An 18,839-nucleotide genomic window follows, 5' to 3' on the forward strand; every position below is an offset into this window, starting at 1 on the left:
GATTTCGGGCGTCGGCATTCTTGCCGCGCTCGGCATCTCGCTCTTGCTCGCCGTGCTGTTCGGGCAAGGCAACGGCGTGGCGGATACCAAGGCTCTCGTGGCATTCGCGCTCTTCGTCACCGCCGTCGTCTTCGGCGTCGCCACCATTTCCAACGACAATCTGCAGGATCTGAAGACCGGCCAGCTCGTGGGCGCAACGCCGTGGAAACAGCAGATCGCGCTGGTGCTTGGCGTGGTGTTCGGCGCGATTGTCATCCCGCCGATCCTCGATCTGCTCAACCAGACCTTCGGTTTCGCCGGAGCACTGGGCGCGGGCAAGGACGCGCTCGCCGCACCGCAGGCCGCGCTGATCACGGCCATCGCGCAAGGCGTACTGGGAGGAAGCCTCGATTGGGGCCTGATCGGGATCGGCGCGGCCATCGGCCTCGCCACCGTCGCGCTCGATGCCGCCTTGCGCGCCGCCAAGCGCGGTTCCATGCCGCCGCTCGCTGTCGGCATGGGCATCTACTTGCCGATGCAGATCACACTGCTGATGATCGTCGGCGCTGTTCTCGGCCATTTCTACAACCGCTGGGCTGCGCGCCAGTCCTCTCCCGATTTCGCCGAACGGATGGGGGTGCTGACCGTGACCGGCTTGATCGTGGGCGACGGCCTGTTCAACATCGCCTATGCGGCCATGGTGGGGGCTACCAACAATCCCGATATCTTCGCCGTCATCCACGAAGGCCCCTGGACCATGCCGCTGGGCCTCGCGGTGTTCGCGGGTGTGGTCGCCTATGCCTATATGCGGATGCGGGCCAGCAGCGTGGCCGGGCCGGGCGGGGATGCGCTGCAAGATTAGCGCTGATGCTTGGCCTGATCGCATTCCCCTTTGCAGTGCCAGCCAAAACCACTTTCCTACATATCCCCGGTTCGGGCATGGTCCTCACAGCTCTTTGAACCGTGGTTCCCTATGGCCGCACCCGTCCCCCCTTCCGCGCGCGTCAGGCTGCATCACCAGTCGGCGCGAGGGCCGGGTTGGTGTGCTATACAGGCCGTTTCCAACACGCCGCTTTTTCCGCCGCTCGCCGACAGCGGCGCAACTCGGCCAAAAAGTCTTGAAATTCAAAGCAAAGGGCCGCCCAGTCCGGGGCTGAGACATTTCCCTCTGGACTGTGTCAACCGTGTCAACCTCTCAGCGGAACGGCGGCTCGTTGAACGCGCGCAGTTTGCGGCTGTGGAGGCGGGCACCTTCGGCGCGCAGCAGTTCGCAGGCGGTCGTGCCGATGGCGAGGTGGCTCGAGATCGCCTCCTCATAGAAGCGGTTGGCCTGGCCCGGCAGTTTCAGCTCGCCGTGGAGCGGCTTGTCCGAAACGCACAGCAGCGTCCCGTAGGGCACGCGGAAGCGGTAGCCCTGCGCGGCGATGGTGGCCGATTCCATGTCGATGCCCACCGCGCGGCTGAGGCTGAGGCGCTTGGCGGAGTGCGAGTACCTGAGCTCCCAGTTGCGGTCGTCGGTCGTCACGACGGTGCCCGTGCGCATGCGCCGCTTGAGGTCCGAGCCGCCCGCGCCGCTGACGAGCTCTGCCGCGCGGGCGAGCGCGACCTGCACTTCGGCGATCGCCGGGATCGGGATTTCGGGTGGCAGCACCGGATCGAGCACGTGGTCATCGCGCAAGTAGGCATGCGCCAGCACATAGTCGCCGATCTTCTGCGTGGGCCTGAGGCCGCCGCAGTGGCCGATCATCAGCCACGCCTCGGGCCTGAGCACGGCGAGGTGGTCGCAGATCGTCTTGGCGTTGGAGGGGCCGACGCCGATGTTGACGAGCGTGATCCCGCTGCGGTCCGGCGCGACGAGGTGATAGGCCGGCATCTGGTGCCGCCGCCACGCGGTGTCCGACATACGTTCGCGGGCGTTTTCGGTCGGCTCGGTCAGGTGCAGCCCGCCTGCACCCGAAAGCGCGACATATTCGCCCTTGCCCAGCTGCCCCGCCGCCCAGTCGACGAACTCGTCGACATAGCGGTGGTAGTTGGTGAAGAGGATATAGCGCTGGAAATCCTCCGCCGGGGTGCCGGTGTAGTGGACGAGGCGCGCGAGGCTGAAATCGGTGCGCAGCCCGTCGAACAGCGAGAGCGGGAGGGGGCCGCCCTCCGCGTTGTACTCGCCGTCCGCGATCTCGTCGCCGATATGGGCCAGATCGGCGTTCGGGAAGTACCGCGCCAGTTCCTGCGGGGTGACGCCCCCCATCTGCGCGCCGAGGCTGCCGTCGAGCACATAGGCAAACGGGATTTCCTGGCGCGAGACGGCGGCTTCCACGGTCACGTCGAAGCCGTGCAGGATGATCGCGAGCTGCTCGGCAAGGTAGTCGGCAAACAGCGCCGGGCGCGTGACCGTGCAGGCATAAGTGCCCTTCTGGCTCAGCCGGCCGAACGAATGCCCCGTCGGCTCGATGCTCGGCTCGCCGCCGAAGTGGATGCGCAGCTCGGGATAGCAATAGCTGCCATCATGCCGCCGTTCCTCGGGGGGCAGGGTGCCGGTCGCGGCAAAGGTCATGACATCCTCGCGCAGCCGGGCGACCGAGGCGGTGTAGATGCGCGAAAGCTCGTCGAGCACGGAGGCGATATGATCCATGCGTCAGGTGTACCTGCGCGGCGTGACCTTTGGAAGTCGGGTGATCAGCGCATTCGTCTGAGCACTTTGGTCGATACGACGTGGGCCTTCACGTCCTCGGGATAGAACCACACGTCGCGCAAGTCGCCGCGGGCATAGCGGTCCACCTGATCGGCGAAGTGGGGCGAGGCGGGATCGGCGCTGGTCCCGCCGATGCTCACCGCGCGGGCGCGGACTTTGGGGCCGAATTCGACCACCGCGACGAAGCTGTTGCCGCTGGTGCCGTACATCCGCTTGGTGCCCGGATAGCGCGCCGCGCCGAACGAGGCGAGGCTGCCCCAGTTGCCGCTGGCGAACGCGATCGGCGTGCTCGGCCTTGCATCGTCGAACACCTGGCCGATCGCGCCGTCGTTGCGCTGGTAGCGGTTGAGCGTGCCCCACTGCACCTGCCACGAGCCGAAATCGCCGACGAGCCGGTTCACCGCATCATCGAGCGCGGCGAGGCGCTGGGGATCGGTGATGCGATTGTTCAGCTGCTCCCACAGGCTTTCCTCGTCGCCATCGCTCATCGCGGAAACCCGCGCCCACAGTGCTTCGGCATAGCCGACCGCGAGGCTGGTGGCGGTGGAGGACAGCGCCCACTTGCGGTCCCACCCCTTGAGCAGCGCGATGGGCCCGTCGCGCCGGGCATCGGGCGCCGCCGCATGCGCGGCAAAGAGCGCGGGCAGCAGGCGGTCGAAGGCGGGGAGGGCGGGATCATAGGCGGCGGCCATCAGGCTTTCGAGCGTGAAGTCGCGCTTGTTTCCCAGCACGGCCCGTGCATGGGCTTCGCGGGCATTCTGGCCCACTTCGTCCATGTACCGCGGGAAGGCGTCCTGCTTGGGGCTGTCCGCTCCGGCAGCGGTCCATGGCGCGTTGTTGACGTTGAACACCCAGCCATTGGCGGGATTGAGTACGTTCGGCAGGCTGGCGATGGGGTGGATACCCTGCCACCGCGCGGCCGGATTGCTGCCGTCGACGGCCTTGCGCCAATCAAGGCTGTTGTCGCGGATCGGAACGAACTGCGGGTGGAGATAGGCGATCTCGCCCTTGGTATCGGCGAACAAGGTGTTGTTGCTGGAATTGGCCTGCAGGGCGGCCACCTTGAGGAAGCGCGCAAGATCGCCGGACTTGGTGCGCAGGAAGCTCTGCTCGAGCGCCGGGACCGGCCGGTTCATCAGGGCATAAGTGATCCACTTGCCGCCTTCCTCGCGCACCACGGGGCCGTGCTCGCTCGCCCAGGTGGTGAAGCTGTGCTGGCTCATCGTGCCATCGCCCTGTCGTACCGCAAGGGTCACGGTCCGGCTCCGAAAGGGCTTCACGGCATCGCCCACCTTGTAGGCGGGTGTCTGGCCGGGCAATTGCACCACGGTCTCGGCGAATTCGTCGACCCGGTCGGACCCGGTGGTGGTGTGCATCCACCCGGCGTGCTGGTTGAACCCCTGATAGATGAAGAACTGGCCCCAGGTCGCTGCGCCATAGGCGTTTAGCCCCTCGCCGCTGGTCACTTGCTGTTCGGCGCGGAAATAGAAGCTGGTGTGGGGGTTGATGAGGAGCAGCGCGTGGCCGTCCTTCGTGCGCGCCGGGGCGATGGCGATGCCGTTGGAGCCTTGCGGCTCCCGGAGGTGCCGCCCCAGCTCCTCATCGCTCATGGCGACCTTGCGGCTGCCGTAGAAGGCCTCGAGCTGCGACAACGGCACCCGCTCGATATCGCCGCCGATGCTGCCTTCGGTGAAGCTCAGCGCCATCCACGGCTCGAAATGCGTCAGGACTTTCGGCTTAACCTCGGGATGATCGGCAAGGTATGCATTGAGGCCGGAGGCCCAGGCATCCATCAGCCGCCGCAGCCAGGCGGGGCTCTTCGCATAGTCTGCCTTGAGCGCTGCGGGGTCGATCCAGAGGCGCTGGCGCAGGTCCTGCCACACCGCGCTTTCGCCCTCGGCTTCGGCCAGACGGCCGAGGCTGACGAGGTAGTTGCGCTCGATTCGGGGGAAATCATCCTCCGCCTGCGCGTAGATCATGCCGTAGATCGCATCGGCATCGGTCTTGCCCGAGACATGCGCGATACCCCATTCGTCGCGTTCGATTTTCGCCTCACCGATTATGTCAGACCTTTTCGCGGTGGCGTTAACGGGGACGGCTCCGATGAGGAGTGCCCCCACTGCGACGGCATGTGCACGCTTCATGATTTTCTCCCAACCAATCGTTCTCAGCATATGACTGCAAGTGCTTGGCATCAAATGCTGTTTCTTGAAACATTCAAAAAGTCCCACGCTCAGGCCAAAGAACAAGTCCTTAGAACATGGGTTAACTCCTTAGGGGCAATCCGCAGCCATTGTACTTAAAAGGTCCTTGGGCATGCTCTGCACATAAGGCGTCAAGCCAAGGGAGCAGCATGATGGGTATCACAGGGACTACCGGCACGGGACTCGACCGCGCCATCGATCTTGTTGCGGGCGATTACGGCCTGAACATGGGACTGTCCGGCGCGGCTATCCGCGAAGGGGCGGCCGCCGCCGATGCGATGAACGGATTGATCGTGAACGCGATCAGGAGCCTTGGCCTCGCCAATGATGGCGAGATCACGGTTTCCGATATCTACTCGCTCAATTCCTACTTGCGCTCGACGAGCCTTGCCAAGTTCAGCCTGCTCTACGGCACCGACAAGAACGGCATCGAGACCGGCTTCCAGCAAGTATCCCGCGATGGCGCGGTCACGCGCCTGTTTGGCGAGGCCGGTGTGGACCGCGTGCTCGACGGCATTTACAGCCTTGCCTTCGAGATCAAGGACGGCCACCTCACGTCCCCCACCAACTACTGGGGCCCGGGTGTCGACGATGCGGCGCACTGGCTGAACAGCCTGCTCGCGCCCGAATTGGCAGCAGGCACGCTCAAGAACAGCGCTGCCGATCCGCAGGCGCACGGCACCACCGGCACGGGCCTCGATCTCATCACCGAGCGGCTGCTCGACGATATCGGCCTCAACCACCGCATCTCGCAAAAGCAGATCAACGATGCCGCCAGGGCCGCCGACGGCATGGCCAAGATCATGCTCCAGGCGATCAAGGAAACCGGCGTCGCCGACGACAACAAGCTCGACCCGATGGACATGGTCGACCTCAACCGCTGGATCATCGTCAACAAGCTCGACGAATGGACCAGGCTCCACGGCGATGACAACGGCGCCTTCGAGAGCGGCCTGCACTATGCCCAGGGCGACGGCGGGCGCGCTTACATCTACGGCGACCTTTCGGTCGATACCGTGGCCGACGGCATCTACCACATCGGCTTCAAGATCAGCGGCGATCGCTTCGAGAACGAGGACGGCAACGCCAACCAGCGCATCAGCGACACGTCGGACTGGATCAGCCTGCTGCTGGCGAAGGACCTTGCCTCAGGCTCGCTCCGTTCGAACCATGCACCGGTCGATGCCACGACGCTCAAGCCCAATCTCGTGTTCAGCAGGGCCGGCCTTGTCACCGACGATGGGACCAAGGGTGCGTTGGAACTGGGCAAGCTGCCCGCCACCAGCGTCGCTGAAGGCACGATTGCGCTCGATTTCATGGCCAACCATGCCGACGACGGCCGCACCCACGTGGTGTTCTCCAAGGACGGCGCCTCGAATGCGGACGGCGACATGACCGCCTTCGTCCGCGACGGCCACCTCTATGTGGTCCTGCAGGACGGCACGCGGGACTGGTGGCTCCAGGCCGAGGACGTGACGATCGAAAGCGGGCGCCAGTATTCGCTGGCGATCACGTTCGGGCAGGACGGCCTCGGGCTGTTCATCGATGGCAAGCGGGTTGCCGCGAATGTCGACGCAACCAGCGGCCTTGGTCCGAACTTGCGCAGCCTCGTGCTGGGCGCAGGGACCTGGGGCCGCGACGCGAGCCATCCCAACCAGGTGGATAGCCACCTCGACGGCAAGGTGGGCAATCTTGCCGTCTACGACCGTATCCTCGATCCCTTCGAGCTGCGTGCGATCAACCACTCCGGCGACTTGCCGGCAGAGTGGACCGGCACCGCTGCGATCGAGGGCGATCAGGCGGCCGTGCGCGCAGGCACCGGCCTTACCGGTGAGGTGTTCGACCGCGGCACCCGATTCAATTCGATCAGCGATCTCATCGCCCAGACTGCAACCACCTCCGCCAACTTCCACCTGACCGCCAAGACGGTGAACTTCGGCGGGTTCAAGGAAGTCGCGACGCTTGGCCAGTTCCTCGATGGCAAGGCGCAGCTCACCGACGGCGGCGACAATACCGCGATGAACACCATCGGTCTGAGATTGCAGGGCTATATCTGGCTCGACAAGGGCCAGCATCTGGTCAACGTGCGTTCGGACGATGGCTTCCTGCTCAAGCTCGGCGGGGACACGCTGTCGAGCTTTGCGGGCGACCGCGGCTTTACCGGCACGAGCGAGACGATCGATGTCGCGAAGTCCGGGCTCTATGCGGTCGATCTCTACTACTTCGACAACACCGGTGCCGAAGGCCTGCGGCTGGAGCTCGACGGCGATCCGGTCGGCGCGGACCGGCTCTATGCCTCGGTCGACGATTACAAGGCCGCGCTGGCCGCCAACGGGCCGATGCCCGCCGGCGGGCTGCCTTATGCCTATGATGGCCCGGCCGGAACAACCGGGACCGGGCTCGACCAGCTGATCCAGATCATCGGCGAGGATGTCGGCCTCAGGAACAATATCTCGGCAACCCAGATCCGCGAAGGAGCGGCGGCGGCCGACAAGCTCAACCACATCATCATCGATGCGATCAACGCCACGGGTGCGATGGACGACGGGCATCTGACCGTTGCCGAGACCTATGACCTGTCCGACTGGATCAAGACCAACGAGAAGGCGGCATTCCTTGCGGCCCACGGCAACGACGAGAACATGATCGAAACCGGCTTCCACCTGATCCAGGGCGATCATGGGGCCAGCTACCTGCTAGGCGACAGCGCCATCGATACGGTGATGGACGGCATCTACCACATCGGTTTCGATACGCAGTGGGACCGCTTTCTCAACGAGGACGGCAATGCCAATGCCCGCGTCGAGACGGTCACCTACTGGCTCAACGAATTGCTCGGCACCACTGCGCTGCCGCCTCCGGGGCCGGGAACGGCACCGCTGGTCGGCAGCGCGGCGCAGCCCAGCGTCACGGTCACCGAAGGTCTCAACGTCCGCCTTGCATCGCAGGCCCTGAACCTGACGCTGGCGGGAACCGCGATGAACGGCATGGGCAATGGCGCCAACAACACGCTGGTCGGCAACAGCCAGGCCAATGTGCTTGAGGGCGGCGCGGGGGACGATACGCTCGTCGGCGGAAACGGGAACGACACCCTGATCGGCGGCACCGGCAACGATGTCTTGACCGGCGGCACGGGCGACGACACCTACTGGATCGACAGCCTGCGCGATATTGTCCGGGAGGGTTCCGAACCCAATGGCGGCATCGATACGATCTACCTCGCCGGCAACAGCATCACCAAGCTGACGATGGTGGGCAATGTCGAGAACCTGATCGTCTATACCGGCCTTGGCGAGACAATCGTCGGCAACGGCCTCGACAACACCATCACCGGCAATACCGGCAATGACGCGCTCTATGGCGGCGATCGCAACGACACGCTCCTTGGCGGCGGCGGCGATGACAACCTGGGCGGCGGTGCGGGCAACGACTGGATGGAAGGCGGCCTTGGCACCAATGTCATGGCGGGCGGCACGGGCGATGATACCTACGTGGTCTGGTCCGCCACCGACCGGGTTGTCGAGCGGCCCGGCGAAGGCACCGATACCGTCCGCGCTGCCGTGAACTACACATTGTCGGACAACGTGGAGAACCTCGAACTGCAGGGCAGTGCGGCCAATGCGAGCGGCAATGCGCTGGCCAACCAGATCACCGGCAACAATGCGGCCAACTGGATCGATGGCAAGTTCGGGGCCGATACGTTGGCGGGCAAGGGCGGGAACGATACCTACATCGTCGACAATAGCGGCGACAAGGTGATCGAGGAGGCCGGCCAGGGTACGGACTCGGTCAAGTCGAGCGTGTCCTTCACGCTGGGCGCCAATGTCGAAAACCTGATGCTGACGGGTACTGCGGCCACCACCGGCATCGGCAATGCGCTCGCCAACTGGATGAGCGGCAACGATGCGGCGAACCGGATCTTCGGCCTCGAAGGCAATGACACGCTGCTGGGCCTTGGCGGCAATGACGTGCTGGGCGGCGGACTTGGTGCGGACAGGCTCACCGGCGGAGCGGGGGCAGACAGCTTCGCGTTCTACGGGGCGGCCGATTCGACCGTGGCTGCCGCCGGGCGGGACACGATCACCGACTTCGCGCACAGCGAAGGCGATCTCATCGACCTGTCGAAGATCGATGCCAATGGCAGCGCTGCAGGCGACGGCGCCTTTTCGCTGGTGACCGCCTTCGACGGTTCCCGCGGCGCGCTGACGGCGACGGCGCAGGGGGGCAGCCAGTGGCTGGTGCAGGGCGACATCAACGGCGACAAGGCGGCCGACTTCGCGATCCTGGTGAACAGCGCAAGTGCGCTGGTGGCAGCCGATTTCGTGATGTGACAGACTGGCGCGGCGGACCCTCGCGTCCGCTGCGCTTCAGGCACAAGAAAAAGGGGCGCCTCCTTGCGGAAGCGCCCCTTTTTTGTGGCCGTATGACTTGAGCCAGAGGCTCAGGCCTCGGCGCCCTCGGCGCGGTCCTCGAGGAGGTCCGCCGGGATTTCACCCGGTTCCGCGTTGGGGTCGTAGGCTTCGGTGAAGCCGCCGACTTCGGTATCGAACATCGCGTCGATGACGTCGACGCCCTGCGACTGCAGCGCGGCTTCGTCGGGCGAGCGGGCAACGTTGACCTTGACCGTCACGCTCACTTCGGGGTGGAGCGCAACCTTCACGGTCGAAATGCCGATGCTCTTGATCGGGCGTTCCAGCACCACCATCGCCTTGGTGACCTTGGCGCCCTGTTCGACCAGCGCGTCGACGATGTCGCGCACCGAAACCGAACCGTAGAGCTGGCCGGCGTTGGACGAAGCGCGGATCAGCACGACTTCCTTGCCCTCGACGTTGCCGGCTTCGCCTTGCGCGTCGGCACGGCGGGCAGCGTTGTCGGCCTCGATGCGGGCGCGGTTGGATTCGAAGACCTTGCGGTTGGCTTCGTTGGCGCGCAGCGCCTTCTTGTTGGGCAGCAGGAAGTTGCGCGCGTAGCCGTCCTTGACGGTGACGACGTCGCCGATGGAGCCGAGCTTCTCGATGCGCTCGAGCAGGATGATCTGCATGGGTTCGCGCTCCTTACTTGACGATGTAGGGAAGCAGGCCGATGTGCCGGGCGCGCTTGATCGCCTGGCCCAGCTCACGCTGCTTCTTTGCCGAAACGGCGGTGATGCGCGAAGGCACGATCTTGCCACGCTCGGACATGAAGCCCTGCAGCAGGCGCACGTCCTTGTAGTCGATGACAGGGGCGCCCTTGCCCGAGAACGGGCACGACTTGCGGCGGCGGAAAAACGGACGAGCCATGGCTTATTCCCCTTCGCGTTCGCGGCGGCGGGTCCGCTCGCGGTCGTTCTTGCGCATCATCACCGAGGGGCCGGCTTCGTGTTCGTCGACGCGAACAGTCATGAAGCGGATCACGTCCTCGTTGATCGCGGTCTGGCGCTCGAGCTCCGCCACGACGCCAGCGGGGGCATCGATGTCGAGCAGCACGAAGTGCGCCTTGCGGTTCTTCTGGATCTTGTAAGCCAGCGAACGAAGACCCCAGGTCTCGGTCTTCACGACCTTACCGTTGCCCTGTTCGACGATTTCGGTGGCGGTGGCGGCAAGCGCGTCAACCTGAGCCTGGCTCAGATCCTGACGCGCAAGGAAGACATGCTCGTAAAGCGGCATGGGCCTTGCGTCCTTCATCAATCTAACCGATCGCTGGCTGATCCGCGGTATTGCGGGGCCCCTCCGGCTTTCTTCGAGTTTCCGCAGACGAGGCCGTCACCCCGCCCGCGGAAGCGCTGGCTCTTAGCGGGATCTGACGAAGATGCAAGGTGAAAGTGGGTTTTCAGGCCGCGTGACGCGCTGGCGGTACTTCGGGCTTGGCGCGGACTTCGGCGTCGGCCTCGGGCCGGCCCATCTCCAGCCGCTGCAGATGGCCGATCGCGAAATCGGCGACGAGATTGGCGAACACGTTCTCGTGCAGCGGCAATTCGAATTCGAGGCCCGAGGTCTTGTCCTTCGACCACACGACAAAGGCGAGCTTGGGCGCGAGTTCGGGCAGGAACAGGATGACGGTATCGCCGATGCGCTGGCGCGGAATGCCCTCGATCCGCGCGCCGTGGGTCGTCATGTCCTTAAGCATGACCGTTGACCGCGTCAGCCCGTGCTTGCAACGCACCGGAAGCTCGAAACCGACGCGCCGGGTGCGCCGGTGGTTGATGTTCTCCACGCCTTCGAATTCGTCGAACATGGCCTGCTCCTGCCGCCGGGATTTACCACTTGCATTCAGAACGGCGGCAATGCGGCGGGCTTCAGGCCCTACGCAATGATGCGGGTGGCTCAGGCGAAAAAGCGCATCGCCACGTCGCAGCGGGCATAGCGCGCGCCGTATTCCGCCATGATCCCGGCATCGTGGCGGAAGCCCAGTTTCTCGTAGAGGTGGATCGCCGCCGCGCAGGTCCTGTTGGTCAGTAGATAGAGCGGCTCGGCCCCGATCCGCCGCGCCCGCGCGATGATCGCCGCCAGCAGGAACGCACCCGCACCCAGCCCGCGCGCGCTTTCGAGGACGCCCATCTTGGTCAACTCATAGCCGCCGCCACCGGTGGGCTTGAGCGCGCAAGTGCCGACCACGCCCAGGCCCTCCGCTTCCACGAAAAGGATCGTGCCGCCCGGCGCGATGATCTTCTCGCGCGGGTTCTCCAGAACCTCCCGGTCGAGCGGCTCGAGCACGAACATCGCCTCGATCCACTCCTTGTTGATGTCATGGAAGGCCTGCGCAAGGTCGTCGCGGTATTCGAGCAAGCGGAGCCGCGTGCTGCGGGCGGGACCGACGCGGGCAAGCAGGGGCTTGGCGGCGAGAGCGTCCTCGATAAGGCCCACTTCGCCGAGGAAATCGCCAGGAATGCTCTCCAGCAGCGATTCCACCGCGCGGCCCATGCGCGGCCAGACATCGGTCAGCGCCGCCGCATGCGCTTCCTCGCCTGCAGGGGTCAGTGAGACGAGGCGCTGGCGCTGGTCGCGTCCGGCGACCGTATCGACCAGCCCGAGCTTCGCCAGCTGGCCCACCGCGCGGGTGACGCCCGGTTGGCTGGTGCCGATGGCGGCGACCAGTTGCGTCACGCTCTGCGGGCCCTTCGCCAGCGCGGCGATGAGCGCCATGTGGCCGGGCTGGCAGGGGAGGCCAGCCTCGGTGATGGCAATGGCTGCCTCTGCCTGCATTCGCTCGGCAAGCCGCTTGAGCCGGCTGCCGAGAAACACGGGCCCGGCGTCGCGCAAGATATCGGTCATGGCACCCTCATTCTCATAACGCGTTATATATCGCGTTATGAGAACCAGACTGTCAAGCCCTGAGCTGCTTCTCGACCAGCGCAATCGCCGCCGCGATGGCCGCATCGATCGGAAGCGCCGAGGTATCGAGCAATGCCGCGCCTTCGGCCTGGCGCAGCGGCGCGGCGGCGCGGGTGCGGTCGCGTTCATCGCGCGCGGCAAGGTCGGCCTCGATTTCGCCGCGCGTCACATCCTCGCCGCGCTTTTGCATTTCCGCCCAGCGCCGCAGCGCGCGCGCCGCAACGCTGGCGGTGACGAAGAGCTTGGCCTCGGCCTCGGGCGCGATCACCGTCGCGATATCGCGGCCATCGAGCACTGCGCCGCCGGGCTGGCGCGCAAAGGCCTGCTGCCGCGCCAGCAGCGCGGCGCGCACCGGCGGATGGACCGAAACGCGGCTGGCCAGCGCGCCGGTCGCCTCGCTGCGCAGTTCGGGATCATCCAGCAGGCTCTCGGGGAAATCGGCCGCGGCCAGCGCATGGCCCGGATCGTCCGGGTTTCCACCCGACAGGAACACCTGCCGCCCCACAGCGCGATAGAGCAGCCCCGTATCGAGATGCGGCAGGCCGAAATGCGCGGCGAGGGCCTTGGCGATCGTGCCCTTGCCCGAAGCGGTCGGGCCGTCGATCGCGATGATCATGCGGCCCCGCTTGCCTTGGCCAGCAGCGCCTCGAACACCGGGAAGCTGGTGGCAATCGGGCGCGTGTCGTCCACTTCCACGCCGCCGTGGCTGGCAAGCCCCGCCACAGCCATGCTCATGGCGATCCGGTGGTCGAGATGCGTCGCAACCGCGCCGCCCTCGGGCGTGCCGCGCAGGGGCTCTGAGCCGGTTCCTTCGATAATCAGGCCATCCTCGGTTTCCGTGACCACTGCACCGGCCAGCTCGAGCGCTGCGCGCATCACGGCGATGCGGTCGCTTTCCTTGACGCGCAGTTCCTCAAGGCCGCTCGTCACCGTCCGTCCGCTGGCAAGCGCCGCCGCCACGAACAGCACTGGAAACTCGTCGACCATGCTCGGCACCACCGCCGGATCGACTTCGATGCCGGTCAGCGCGGAATGCCGCACACGCAGGTCCGCCACCGGTTCGCCGCCGACATCGCGGCGGTCCAGTTCCTCGATCTGCCCGCCCATGTCGCGCAGCACGCCGAACAGCGCGGCGCGGGTAGGGTTGAGGCCAACGTTCTCGACCACAAGGTCCGAGCCCGGCACGAGCAGCGCCGCCACGACGAAGAACGCGGCGGACGAAGGATCGCCCGGCACTTCGATGGTTTGCGGCCTGAGCTCCGCTTCGCCGACGATCTGGATCGTGCGGGTGCCGTCAGCCGCAATCTCGACAGTCAGCTCGGCGCCAAAGCCGCGCAGCATGCGCTCGGAATGGTCGCGCGTCGGGATCGGTTCGATCACCGTGGTCGTGCCCGGCGTATTCAGCCCCGCCAGCAGCACCGCGCTCTTCACCTGGGCCGAGGCGACCGGCAGCCGGTAGCTGATCGGCACGGCCGGGGCGATGCCGCGCAGCGTCAGCGGCAGGCGGCCACCCGGTGCAGCGGTGAAATCGGCGCCCATCTGCGAGAGCGGATCGATCACCCGGCCCATCGGACGCTTCGAAAGGCTGGCATCGCCGATAAACGTCGCGGTGATCGCATGGCTGGCAACGAGGCCCATGAGGAGCCGCGTCGAAGTGCCCGAATTGCCCATGTCGAGCGCCTGCTTCGGCTGGAGCAGCCCGCCCACGCCCACGCCGTCGATGATCCATTCGCCGCTGTCGAGCCGGTCGATTGTTGCGCCCATTGCGCGCATCGCGGCGGCGGTTGCCATCACGTCCTCGCCCTCAAGCAGCCCCGTCACCCGCGTGCGGCCCACTGCCAGCGCGCCGAGCATGATCGAGCGGTGGCTGATCGATTTGTCGCCGGGGACGCGGATCCGCCCGGTCAGCGGCCCGGCGGCGATGAAGCGGCGAGGGCGCGGGGCGGACGTATCGGCTGACTGCACGGGGGGAGGTTCTTTCGGGGTTCAGGTGCGGGTTGAAGCGGGCGCGCTTTTGACAGCGCCCCGCGCCTATGGCAAGGCGCGCGCCGCGCTTGATTCTAAGGACCCGTGTCCCCATCAAGCAATGCCATTGAGCCGTCCGCATCTGCCGCGGGCGCCAGATTTAAGGAATTCGCATGGTCAAGCCTGAATGGGGCGCAAAGCATGGCTGCCCGAAGTGCGGCACCCGCTTCTATGACATGGGCAAGGACGATCCGGTCACCTGCGTCGAGTGCAAGTATACCTGGACGCCCGAGCCGGTGCTCAAGTCCAAGCAGCCGATCCCTTATGAGGAGATCCAGAAGGAGAAGGCCGACGTCGTGCCCGACGTCGATCTGGCCGACGAGGATCTCGATATCGACGAGGATGCCGATTCGCCGGACAACGACGTCGATCTGGGCGGCGATGACGATCTTGGCGTCCCCGGCCACGACGGCGAGGACGAAGAAGTCTGATCTCTCCGCACGCCGGACCGCAGGCGGCATTGCGCCACATGCGGTCCGGCGGGGAATGCGCGCTGGTGCAAAAATGTGTTGCCAGCGCGCTGGGCCTCGCATAAAGGCGCGGTCCTCCGGCGCGACGCTGCCGGTGCAGGGTGCCTCCCGCGGCACCTCTGACAAGAATTGTGGGGCCTTAGCTCAGCTGGGAGAGCGCCTGCATGGCATGCAGGAGGTCAGCGGTTCGATCCCGCTAGGCTCCACCAATTCCCCCTGATATCGGGATATTTTTCATCCGCTTGGGATCAGCCGCACTTGCAGGCCGAAGCCGTTTCCGGCCGCCGCGCTGAACCGGATCACGCTTGAAGGGTGCCCCCTCCCTTCCGGCCTGTGCCGCTTTGCGAAAGCCTCTGGTCCCATGTCCGCCTCCGCTTCCCCGGTACCCGCTGTCGGGATCGATTTCGGCACGACCAACTCGGTTGTCGCGCGCACAGCCGGCGATGGCGCGGTCGATCTTGCCGAGTTCGCCGCCCCCGGCCAGACCGGGTCGGTGTTTCGCTCTGCCTTGTGCTTCTGGCAGGAAGATGCGGTTCGCGGCGGCCTGGCGCATGAAGCCGGGCCCTGGGCCATCGCCGAGTTCCTCGGCTTTCCGCAGGGCTCGCGCTTTATCCAGTCGTTCAAGTCGGTCGCCGCCAGCACCACTTTCGAACATGCGCAGATCTTCACCAAGCGGCTGCGCTTCGAGGATCTTGGCCGCACGTTCCTCGAGCATCTGACCGCGCACGCCGGAGACACGCTCAGGAATCTGCCCGAGCGCATCGTGGTCGGCCGCCCGGTGCGCTATGTCGGCGCGCGGCCCGATCCGGCGCTTGCGGCCACACGCTACGGCGCGATGTTTGCCGGGCTGGGGCGCGAAATCCATTACGTCTACGAACCGCTCGGCGCGGCCTACAGCTTTGCCTCGCGCCTCACCGATCCGGCGACCCTGCTCGTGGCCGATTTCGGCGGCGGCACGAGCGACTTCTCGATCGTCCGCGTGGAAGCGCCCGATGCGCCGCGCCGCTGCGTGCCGCTTGCTTCGGCGGGTGTCGGCATTGCAGGTGATCGCTTCGATTTCCGCATCATGGATCAGCTCGTGCTGCCGCTGCTTGGCAAAGGCGGCACCTACCGCTCGTTCGACAAGGTGCTTGAGATTCCGCCGGGGCACTTTGCCGATTTCAGCGATTGGTCGCGCCTTGCGCTCATGCGCAACAAGCGCACGCTCGATCAGCTTGCCAAGCTGCGCCACGCCGCGACCGATCCGGCGGCGATCGACCGCATGATCGCGGTGGTCGAACAGGAACTGGGTTACGGCCTCTACGAAGCGATCGGCGCGGTGAAGCGCGCGCTTTCCAGCCAGGCCCATGCCAGCTTCACGTTCGAGGGGGAGGGGCTCAGCGTCACCGCAGAGGTCAGCCGCGCCGATTTCGAACGCTGGATCGCGCCCGATCTCGCCGAGCTCGAGCGCGGCGTGGACCGCGTGCTGGCGCGCGCCGGACTGGCGGCAGACAATATCGACCATGTCTTCGTGACCGGCGGCTCCTCGCTGATCCCGGCGGTCCGCCAGCTGTTCGAGCGGCGCTTTGGCGAAAGCCGCATTGCCAGCGGCGATGAATTGACGTCCATTGCCCACGGCCTTGCGCTGATCGGCAGCGCGCCAGATCTCGCCGAATGGACGGTCGAGGAAGTGGAGGAAGCATGAGCGTCGCATTCCGCCGCGAAAGCGATGACGAACATCTCGAGCCGAAGTTCGAGCTGCCGATTCCGCCGGGACCCAACCTTGTCACCAAGCGCGGCCTTGCGCTCATCGCGGCGCGGGTCGAAGCGCTGGAAGCGGAGCTGGCTGGCCTCTCGGACGAAAACGAGATCAAGCGCGTGAAGCGGGACCTGCGCTACTGGCGCACCCGTCAAGCGACGGCGCAGCTCATGCCGGTGCCGGAGGTCGCTGCGGTCGCCTTCGGTTCCACCGTCACCTTCCGCATGGGCGGCAAGGAACGCACGGTGACGCTGGTCGGCGATGACGAGGCCGATCCGGCGGCGGGCCTGCTCTCGTTTACCGCGCCGCTCAGCCGCGCGCTGATGGAAGCCGAAGTGGGCGACGAGATCGATTTCGGCGGGAAAACAGCGGCAATCGTGGTGCTGGACATCGCCGGGTAGCACCGGATTTTCCTACAGCGGCCATTTCTGCGATACCGGTGCCGGTGGGAGGCGCGCTTCCCCCGGCTCCTTGAAATTGTCAGGCATCATGCGCAAGGCCCAAATGCATGCATATGTAACTTTGTCGCCATGACTTATTTTACTGTTATTTATCAGGTGTTTGAATCGCATTCTTGTAGGTGACACGGTGTCACTTGTGTCACCCTCGATCTGTCCCGCAGCGGGTCACACCTTCAGGCCGATCTCGCGCAGCCGCTCGTGGAGATAGTCGTCTGCGGTGATCGGCACCGGATAGCGGTCCGGGTTTTCCGCGCTCACGCAACCCGGCAGCGTGCGGATCGCGAAATCGCTGCGCAGGTGGAGGAAGAACGGCATCGAATAGCGGCTGTGCGCGGCGCGGGCGCCATCGGGGTTGCGCACGCGGTGCGTGGTCGAGGGCAGGACGTGGTTGGTCAGGCGCTGCAGCATGTCGCCGATATTGACCACCAGCGCGCCGGGCGGGGGTGAGGCGGGGATCCAGCGGCCTTCGCGCGTCAGCAGTTCGAGGCCCGCTTCCTCGGCGCCCAGCAGCAGCGTGATGAGGTTGATATCCTCATGCGCCCCGGCCCGGATCGCGCCGCCCGTCTCGCCGGGGATCGGCGGATAGTGCAGCAGCCGCAGGATCGAATTGCCGCCTGCGATAGCCGGATCGAACCAGTCGCGCGAAAGGCCCAGCCACACCGCGATGTGCGAGAGGATCTGCGCGCCGATCCGGTCGAACTCGGCAAACAGGGCCGTGAAGGTCTCGCGGAAACCTTCGGGCGAATCGGGCCAGACGTTGGCCGGCATCGTCGCCCCAAGCGGATCGCCTGCGGGCACTTCGCGTCCGACATGCCAGAATTCCTTGAGGTCGTGGTGCGCCGCGCCCTTGGCAATTTCGGTGCGGAACGGGGTGTAGCCGCGCTGCCCGCCGCCGCCGGCCACATGCCAGCGCCGCTTGGCTGCTTCGTCCTGCGCAAAGAACGCGGCGGTCAGGTCCCACCCGCGCGCCACCAGCGCCGGATCGAGCCCATGGTCCGAGACCAGCGCGAAGCCGAAGCGCTGGAAGCTGCTGCCCAGATCGTCCGAAAGCCTGCCCGAAGGGGCCGACAGCGAAAGCACGGGTAGGGTATCGAGGTTCATGGCTTGCACGTGTTCCATCAGCGATTATGAGCCTCCCATATCCCGATCCCGGAAGGCATGCATGACCAAAATCAAGGCGACCGAACAGGCTTGGCTGATGAAGTCGGAACCTGACGTCTACGGTTGGGATGACCTGATCGCAGAGGGCGAGGGCACCTGGGACGGCGTGCGCAACCACCTCGCCGCGCGCAATCTGCGCACCATGAACGTGGGCGATCTGGCCTTCTTCTATCACTCCAACATCGGCAAGGAGATCGTTGGAATCGTGGAGATCAGTGTCGCCGGCCTCACCGATCCGACCGATCCCGAAGGCAAGTGGGCGGCCGTGAAAGTCAAGCCGGTCGCCAAACTCAAGACGCCGGTCACACTGGCCGCGATCAAAGCCACGCCGACGCTGGCCGAGATGGAACTGTTGCGGCTCTCGCGCCTCTCGGTGTCGGCGGTGCGTGGTTCCGAATGGGATATCGTGCTGGAGATGGCGGGCGGCACGATCTGATCGCTTGCCCCTCCGGCTGTGCCGGATCGGAACAGTCCCGCTTTGATCCTGCATGGGGCGATTCGCAGCCTCCCTGCATAGTAAATAAAGCGTTACCACTGCCGCCATGCTCAGACGGCGTGCCCCGAATCCCGAACTTGCCGGCCATCCCTTTCGCCGCACCCTGCCCGCGCACGTGCTGCGTCCGCTTCCCGCGTTCGAGCCTGAAGTGGAAGCGGCGATGAAGGCATTGCAGCTGCCAGAAGGCGTGCGTTCGGCGCCGGTCGATCCCAGGCGGATCACGCGGCAGGATGTGATGGATTTCCTGCTGGCCTACTGCGCCTGCTTCCTGGCGGTCTCGGTCTTCATCTTCTGAGGCTTACG

The 18,839-nt window shown here is 65.7% G+C and carries 17 protein-coding genes and 1 tRNA gene; 8 read left to right on the top strand and 10 right to left on the bottom strand.

The window, feature by feature from the left end; genetic code table 11:
• Nucleotides 1-841 (top strand): oligopeptide transporter, OPT family (locus K5Q19_RS10985; RefSeq protein WP_292944831.1); only part of this gene is annotated, 841 nt, incomplete at its 5' end.
• A gap of 333 nt (nucleotides 842-1,174) precedes the next feature.
• Here K5Q19_RS10985 and K5Q19_RS10990 read toward each other — a convergent pair.
• Nucleotides 1,175-2,611, bottom strand: a complete 1,437-nt coding sequence (locus K5Q19_RS10990) for an AMP nucleosidase (protein ID WP_292944833.1) — start codon at nucleotides 2,609-2,611, stop codon at nucleotides 1,175-1,177.
• Nucleotides 2,612-2,655: 44 nt separating this feature from the next.
• A complete protein-coding gene (locus tag K5Q19_RS10995) occupies nucleotides 2,656-4,815 on the bottom strand; it encodes a penicillin acylase family protein (protein WP_292944836.1) in 2,160 nt (719 codons plus the stop codon).
• 209 nt (nucleotides 4,816-5,024) lie between these two features.
• Here K5Q19_RS10995 and K5Q19_RS11000 point away from each other — a divergent pair, with 209 nt between their 5' ends.
• Nucleotides 5,025-9,206, top strand: coding sequence for a LamG-like jellyroll fold domain-containing protein (locus K5Q19_RS11000; protein WP_292944839.1), 4,182 nt, complete (start codon nucleotides 5,025-5,027; stop codon nucleotides 9,204-9,206).
• Between the two features lie 110 nt (nucleotides 9,207-9,316).
• Here K5Q19_RS11000 and rplI read toward each other — a convergent pair whose 3' ends face one another.
• The 7 genes from rplI to aroA form a co-directional block, all read right to left on the bottom strand.
• Nucleotides 9,317-9,916 (bottom strand): 50S ribosomal protein L9, encoded by a 600-nt coding sequence (gene rplI / locus K5Q19_RS11005; protein WP_292944842.1) that lies wholly within the window; start codon nucleotides 9,914-9,916, stop codon nucleotides 9,317-9,319.
• Between the two features lie 13 nt (nucleotides 9,917-9,929).
• On the bottom strand, nucleotides 9,930-10,154 hold the full coding sequence (gene rpsR / locus K5Q19_RS11010) for a 30S ribosomal protein S18 (RefSeq protein WP_054121790.1): 225 nt from the start codon (nucleotides 10,152-10,154) through the stop codon (nucleotides 9,930-9,932).
• Between the two features lie 3 nt (nucleotides 10,155-10,157).
• Nucleotides 10,158-10,520, bottom strand: coding sequence for a 30S ribosomal protein S6 (rpsF, locus tag K5Q19_RS11015; protein ID WP_292944846.1), 363 nt, complete (start codon nucleotides 10,518-10,520; stop codon nucleotides 10,158-10,160).
• 163 nt (nucleotides 10,521-10,683) lie between these two features.
• Nucleotides 10,684-11,088: a PilZ domain-containing protein gene (locus K5Q19_RS11020; RefSeq protein WP_292944847.1), complete on the bottom strand. Its 405-nt coding sequence runs from the start codon at nucleotides 11,086-11,088 to the stop codon at nucleotides 10,684-10,686.
• A gap of 89 nt (nucleotides 11,089-11,177) precedes the next feature.
• Nucleotides 11,178-12,125, bottom strand: a complete 948-nt coding sequence (locus K5Q19_RS11025; protein WP_292944849.1) for a bifunctional helix-turn-helix transcriptional regulator/GNAT family N-acetyltransferase — start codon at nucleotides 12,123-12,125, stop codon at nucleotides 11,178-11,180.
• Nucleotides 12,126-12,177: 52 nt separating this feature from the next.
• Nucleotides 12,178-12,801 (bottom strand): d(CMP) kinase, encoded by a 624-nt coding sequence (locus tag K5Q19_RS11030; protein WP_292944851.1) that lies wholly within the window; start codon nucleotides 12,799-12,801, stop codon nucleotides 12,178-12,180.
• On the bottom strand, nucleotides 12,798-14,150 hold the full coding sequence (gene aroA, locus K5Q19_RS11035) for a 3-phosphoshikimate 1-carboxyvinyltransferase (RefSeq protein WP_292944853.1): 1,353 nt from the start codon (nucleotides 14,148-14,150) through the stop codon (nucleotides 12,798-12,800). Before aroA ends, K5Q19_RS11030 begins: the two co-directional genes overlap by 4 nt.
• A gap of 173 nt (nucleotides 14,151-14,323) precedes the next feature.
• Between aroA and K5Q19_RS11040 the strand changes: the two genes are divergently transcribed.
• The 4 genes from K5Q19_RS11040 (at nucleotide 14,324) to K5Q19_RS11055 (ending at nucleotide 16,819) form a co-directional block, all read left to right on the top strand.
• A complete protein-coding gene (locus K5Q19_RS11040) occupies nucleotides 14,324-14,641 on the top strand; it encodes an FYDLN acid domain-containing protein (RefSeq protein WP_292944855.1) in 318 nt (105 codons plus the stop codon).
• A 172-nt stretch (nucleotides 14,642-14,813) separates the two neighbouring features.
• Nucleotides 14,814-14,889, top strand: a tRNA-Ala gene (locus K5Q19_RS11045).
• A 152-nt stretch (nucleotides 14,890-15,041) separates the two neighbouring features.
• A complete protein-coding gene (locus tag K5Q19_RS11050) occupies nucleotides 15,042-16,364 on the top strand; it encodes an Hsp70 family protein (protein ID WP_292944857.1) in 1,323 nt (440 codons plus the stop codon).
• Complete coding sequence (locus K5Q19_RS11055) at nucleotides 16,361-16,819, top strand: GreA/GreB family elongation factor (RefSeq protein ID WP_292944859.1); 459 nt, start codon at nucleotides 16,361-16,363, stop codon at nucleotides 16,817-16,819. The genes K5Q19_RS11050 and K5Q19_RS11055 overlap by 4 nt, the downstream gene beginning before the upstream one ends.
• A 225-nt stretch (nucleotides 16,820-17,044) precedes the next feature.
• Here K5Q19_RS11055 and K5Q19_RS11060 read toward each other — a convergent pair whose 3' ends face one another.
• On the bottom strand, nucleotides 17,045-17,980 hold the full coding sequence (locus tag K5Q19_RS11060) for a 2OG-Fe(II) oxygenase family protein (RefSeq protein ID WP_292944939.1): 936 nt from the start codon (nucleotides 17,978-17,980) through the stop codon (nucleotides 17,045-17,047).
• 61 nt (nucleotides 17,981-18,041) lie between these two features.
• On the opposite strand from K5Q19_RS11060, the gene K5Q19_RS11065 reads away from it, so the two are divergent.
• Entirely contained in the window at nucleotides 18,042-18,476 is a 435-nt protein-coding gene (locus K5Q19_RS11065) for an EVE domain-containing protein (protein ID WP_292944861.1), read from the top strand.
• A 106-nt stretch (nucleotides 18,477-18,582) separates the two neighbouring features.
• Nucleotides 18,583-18,831 carry a hypothetical protein gene (locus tag K5Q19_RS11070; RefSeq protein WP_292944864.1) on the top strand — a complete coding sequence of 83 codons (249 nt, stop codon included), beginning with the start codon at nucleotides 18,583-18,585 and terminating at the stop codon, nucleotides 18,829-18,831.
• Nucleotides 18,832-18,839: the final 8 nt, after the last annotated feature.

Source organism: Novosphingobium sp. (assembly GCF_019748365.1).
Taxonomy (GTDB): Bacteria; Pseudomonadota; Alphaproteobacteria; order Sphingomonadales; family Sphingomonadaceae; genus Novosphingobium.

What these genes read in the sequence shown, in the direction of transcription:
- K5Q19_RS10990 (WP_292944833.1), bottom strand. Translation starts at nt 2,611, where the DNA reads ATGGATCATATCGCCTCCGTGCTCGACGAGCTTTCGCGCATCTACACC.
- K5Q19_RS11070 (WP_292944864.1), top strand. Translation starts at nt 18,583, where the DNA reads ATGCTCAGACGGCGTGCCCCGAATCCCGAACTTGCCGGCCATCCCTTT.
- K5Q19_RS11030 (WP_292944851.1), bottom strand. Translation starts at nt 12,801, where the DNA reads ATGATCATCGCGATCGACGGCCCGACCGCTTCGGGCAAGGGCACGATC.
- rpsR (WP_054121790.1), bottom strand. Translation starts at nt 10,154, where the DNA reads ATGGCTCGTCCGTTTTTCCGCCGCCGCAAGTCGTGCCCGTTCTCGGGC.
- K5Q19_RS11065 (WP_292944861.1), top strand. Translation starts at nt 18,042, where the DNA reads ATGACCAAAATCAAGGCGACCGAACAGGCTTGGCTGATGAAGTCGGAA.
- K5Q19_RS11020 (WP_292944847.1), bottom strand. Translation starts at nt 11,088, where the DNA reads ATGTTCGACGAATTCGAAGGCGTGGAGAACATCAACCACCGGCGCACC.
- K5Q19_RS11025 (WP_292944849.1), bottom strand. Translation starts at nt 12,125, where the DNA reads ATGACCGATATCTTGCGCGACGCCGGGCCCGTGTTTCTCGGCAGCCGG.
- rpsF (WP_292944846.1), bottom strand. Translation starts at nt 10,520, where the DNA reads ATGCCGCTTTACGAGCATGTCTTCCTTGCGCGTCAGGATCTGAGCCAG.
- rplI (WP_292944842.1), bottom strand. Translation starts at nt 9,916, where the DNA reads ATGCAGATCATCCTGCTCGAGCGCATCGAGAAGCTCGGCTCCATCGGC.
- K5Q19_RS11060 (WP_292944939.1), bottom strand. Translation starts at nt 17,980, where the DNA reads ATGAACCTCGATACCCTACCCGTGCTTTCGCTGTCGGCCCCTTCGGGC.
- K5Q19_RS10995 (WP_292944836.1), bottom strand. Translation starts at nt 4,815, where the DNA reads ATGAAGCGTGCACATGCCGTCGCAGTGGGGGCACTCCTCATCGGAGCC.
- K5Q19_RS11000 (WP_292944839.1), top strand. Translation starts at nt 5,025, where the DNA reads ATGATGGGTATCACAGGGACTACCGGCACGGGACTCGACCGCGCCATC.
- K5Q19_RS11040 (WP_292944855.1), top strand. Translation starts at nt 14,324, where the DNA reads ATGGTCAAGCCTGAATGGGGCGCAAAGCATGGCTGCCCGAAGTGCGGC.
- K5Q19_RS11055 (WP_292944859.1), top strand. Translation starts at nt 16,361, where the DNA reads ATGAGCGTCGCATTCCGCCGCGAAAGCGATGACGAACATCTCGAGCCG.
- K5Q19_RS11050 (WP_292944857.1), top strand. Translation starts at nt 15,042, where the DNA reads ATGTCCGCCTCCGCTTCCCCGGTACCCGCTGTCGGGATCGATTTCGGC.